Annotated in this window: 1 protein-coding gene and 1 pseudogene; both read right to left on the reverse strand. The window is 66.5% G+C overall.

Annotation, left to right across the window (positions count from 1 at the left end; genetic code table 11):
* Window positions 1–518 (reverse strand): annotated as a pseudogene (locus tag WBF82_RS22980) (PPE family protein); the annotation flags it as partial.
* Between the two features lie 356 nt (window positions 519–874).
* On the reverse strand, window positions 875–1,577 hold a 703-nt coding region (locus tag WBF82_RS22985), incomplete at its 5' end, for a PE/PPE C-terminal domain-containing protein (RefSeq protein ID WP_424385236.1).

The following is a 1,577-nucleotide window of genomic DNA, read 5'->3' on the forward strand; positions in this document are numbered from 1 at the left end:
GTCTGGGGTGGTGCGTCGAACGGGGTCATCTGTACGGCGGCTGCCGATGCGCCGGCGTACCCGTACATCGCGGCGGCATCTTGGGCCCACATTTCGACGTAGAGGGCTTCTGTGGCCATGATGGCCGGGGTGTTCTGGCCGAAGAAATTCGTGGCGATCAACGCCATCAACAAGGCGCGGTTAGCCGCGATCACCGGCGGGGGCACGGTCATCGCGAAGGCCGCCTCGTAGGCGGCCACAGCCGCGCGGGCCTGGTTGGCGGTCTCCTCGGCCTGAGCGGCGGTGGTGCTGAGCCAGTTGATGTAGGGCGCGACGGCGGCCAGCATCGTCGCCGAGGTCGGACCAATCCACGGGCCACCGGTCAACTCGGTGATCGTCGACCCGTAACCCGCAGAGGCAAAACCCAATTCGGCAGCCAGACCGTCCCAGGCCTCGGCCGCGGCCAGCATAGGTCCGGGTCCAGGACCGGACTACATCCGACCCGAATTAACCTCCGGCGGTAACAACCCGAAATCCAGCACTAAACCCCTCCGTCAGGAAGCCAGGATCGCGTCAGCCGGTTCGGCCGGCAGCAACCGATGACGGCCCCGCAGCGTTGTCGTGAACTGCTCAGCAAAGCGCGGTATGTGGTCACAGACGAAATGCGCTTTCTTCCTTCGGTAACCCTCGGCGGCAACAACATTGAGCACGAATGCTCGTCACTGAAACAGTCGCTCGCCTGCGACATTAGATGGCGATTGGGGCCAACGCCGCTACCGACGCCGACTATTCATTACCGGACAGCCACTATTCATCCAGCAGCAACTGCAGTTCATCCAATGTTGGGTTTTCCGCCGTTCGCCGGCCACCGGATGGCGGAGCCCTGTGGCCCGGGTCACCCGCCCGCCGGCGAGAACGGAATCACCGTGGAGCGGAGCTCAAACCGGCTCGGCGCAGCCGAACCGGTGCGCCCGGCCAGATTGGTGATCGGCATCATCGGGGACATGGCACTCGGTGCGCCTGCGTGCGCCGCCGGGATGGCGGTGCCGCCGAACGGCGTCGCCATCGCGCTCGTCGCAGGCACTCCCCCCGTCCAGCTCGATGGCACCGACAGCGGGCCGACAGGCGTCGCCTGACCCAAGCCTGCAGAAATGGCAGGCGCACCGGTGCCGACGCCGGCGAAGCCTGTCGATGCGAGGAGGCTGGTGCCCACGGCCGGGTGGGCCACCCCCAACTCGCTGGCCGCGGTGTTGACAGCTCGGGCAGCGTTTGCCGTGCTGCCCGCGGTGAAAAGCCGGGAAAGCATGCTCATCGGCATTGTTGCCATCCGCAACGGCGTGCTCAGGCTGTTCAGCATCGACAGCGACGACGTCGAGGACGTCGAATCGGTGGTAGACGATGTGAGGCCTTCCAAGCCCTGGGGCGATGCCAGGCTCTGCAGGGTTTGGGGCATTCCGGAAATCAGCTGCGGACCCGACGACATGAGCGTCTCGGCGTCGGTCCCGCCGGAGGTGCCGGCGGCCTGCGCGGCCGCAACGGCATGTCCGGCCAGGCCTGTCGGGTTGGTGGTTTGCGGTGGCGTGCCGAACGGTGCCACC

The organism is Mycobacterium sp. (assembly GCF_049673265.1).
In the GTDB taxonomy this organism is placed as follows: Bacteria; Actinomycetota; Actinomycetes; order Mycobacteriales; family Mycobacteriaceae; genus Mycobacterium.